Consider the following 2,160-nt stretch of genomic DNA (forward strand, 5'->3'; position numbering starts at 1 on the left):
CCGCCCCGCACAGGGGCAACGCCTGCGGCCCGCCGCGAAAACAAGTTAAGGCCAACGCTGCCGTGGCAGCCAACCCCGCTGGGGCCACCAGGCCCCACCCACGCTGCACTGCAGCAACCGCACAAAAAAAAGCGCCGCACAGCGCCCCCACCCACTTGCGTTTTTACGCCGCAAACCATCCCCAAACCGCAATTCCAACCCGCCCAGCAGCCCCGCTGGCGGGGCCATCCAACACCAATGGCGTTTTTGTTCTATCAGCCGCCTGCGCCAATTTGTTCTACTAGCGTCTACCGTCAACGGTGCAACTCCACACCATTGCACCCCTAACCCCAGGTGAGGGAAGTCAGATGAACGTCAGCGTCTTCGACCTGTTCAAGATCGGGATCGGTCCATCGAGCTCGCATACGGTCGGCCCGATGGTCGCCGCGTGCCGCTTCGTGTCCCATATCGAGGACGCCAATCTGCTCGCCTTCGTGCGTCGCGTAAAGATCGAGCTCTATGGCTCGCTCGGCGCAACGGGCAAGGGCCACGGCACCGACAAGGCCGTCCTGCTCGGCCTCGAAGGCAACCTGCCCGACACGATCGACCCCGACCGCATCGAGCCGCGCCTCGCCGCCATCCGCGCGGAAAAAACGCTCGTGCTGCTCGGCAAGCAGTCGATCCGCTTCGACGAGAAGGAAGGCATCGGCTTCTATCGCAAGACCATGGGCGGCGCGAATACGCTGCACTCCAACGGCATGCGCTTCCAGGCCTTCGACGAGAACGGCCAGCTGCTGGTCGAGAAAGAGTATTACTCGGTGGGCGGCGGCTTCGTCGTCAACCGCGAGGGCGACCGCGTGAACGGCGTGCGCAGCGGCCGCGAAATGCCGTATCCGTTCCGCACCGGCGACGATCTGCTGCGCGTGTGTCAGGAAAGCGGCCTCTCGATCGCGGAAGTGACCTTCGCCAACGAGTGCGCCACGCGCACGCCCGAAGAAGTACGCGAAGGACTGCTTGGCATCTGGCGCGCGATGGCCGCCTGCGTCGAGCGCGGCTGCAAGATGCACGGCGAGCTGCCCGGCCCGATGGCGGTCAAGCGCCGCGCCGCCGATCTCTCGGTGCACCTGCGCTCGCGCTCCGAGGAGTCGCTGCGCGATCCGCTTTCGATGCTCGACTGGGTCAATCTCTACGCGATGGCCGTGAACGAGGAAAACGCCGCCGGCGGCCGTGTGGTCACGGCACCTACCAATGGCGCGGCCGGCGTGATTCCCGCCGTGCTTCACTACTACGTGAAATTCGTGCCGGGCGCGAACGAGAAGGGCATTGTCGACTTCCTGCTCACGGCCGCCGCCATCGGCATTATCTACAAGGAAACCGCCTCCATCTCCGGCGCCGAAGTGGGCTGCCAGGGCGAGGTGGGCGTGGCCTGCTCGATGGCCGCGGCGGCGCTCGCGGCCGTGATGGGCGGCACGCCCTCGCAGGTGGAGAACGCCGCCGAGATCGGCATGGAGCACAACCTGGGCATGACCTGCGATCCGGTGGGCGGCCTCGTGCAGATTCCCTGCATCGAGCGCAACGCCATGGGTGCGATCAAGGCGCTCAACGCCTCGCGCATGGCGCTCAAGGGCGACGGTCAGCACTACGTCACGCTCGACAACGTCATCAAGACGATGCGCGAGACCGGCGCCGACATGAAAACGAAATACAAGGAGACGTCGCGCGGCGGTTTGGCCGTGAACGTCATCGAATGCTAATCGAAATGAGCAAGGTAACGAGCAAGGGGTCCGCAAGATGAGCCGCTATTCGATATTCAGTCTGTTCCGCAACGGGTTGTCGTATCACGAGAACTGGGAGCGGCAGTGGAGGAGCCCTGAGCCGAAGAAGGAGTACGACGTGGTGATCGTCGGCGGCGGCGGGCATGGTCTCGCCACCGCCTACTACCTCGCGAAGGAGCACGGCGTGAAGAACGTCGCGATTCTGGAGAAGGGCTGGATCGGCGGCGGCAACACGGCGCGCAATACCACCATCGTGCGCTCGAACTATCTGTGGGACGAGTCGGCGGCGCTCTACGAGAAGGCGATGAAGCTCTGGGAAGGGCTCTCGCAGGACCTCAACTACAACGTGATGTTCAGCCAGCGCGGCGTGATGAATCTCGCGCACACGCTGCAGGACGTGCGCGAC

The 2,160-nt window shown here is 64.5% G+C and carries 2 protein-coding genes; both read left to right on the top strand.

The features are described from left to right. Window positions 1-347: 347 nt before the first annotated feature. Window positions 348-1,733, top strand: a complete 1,386-nt coding sequence (locus tag BO1_RS48665; protein ID WP_028223756.1) for an L-serine ammonia-lyase — start codon at window positions 348-350, stop codon at window positions 1,731-1,733. A 37-nt stretch (window positions 1,734-1,770) separates the two neighbouring features. Continuing rightward, window positions 1,771-2,160, top strand: a 390-nt coding sequence (locus BO1_RS55995) for an FAD-dependent oxidoreductase (protein WP_043288965.1), incomplete at its 3' end; no start/stop codon positions are given.

It is taken from the genome of Paraburkholderia oxyphila NBRC 105797, assembly GCF_000685075.1.
Lineage (GTDB): Bacteria > Pseudomonadota > Gammaproteobacteria > Burkholderiales > Burkholderiaceae > Paraburkholderia > Paraburkholderia oxyphila.

Coding starts and splice junctions, on each gene's coding strand:
- BO1_RS48665 (WP_028223756.1), top strand. CDS start 348: ATGAACGTCAGCGTCTTCGACCTGTTCAAGATCGGGATCGGTCCATCG.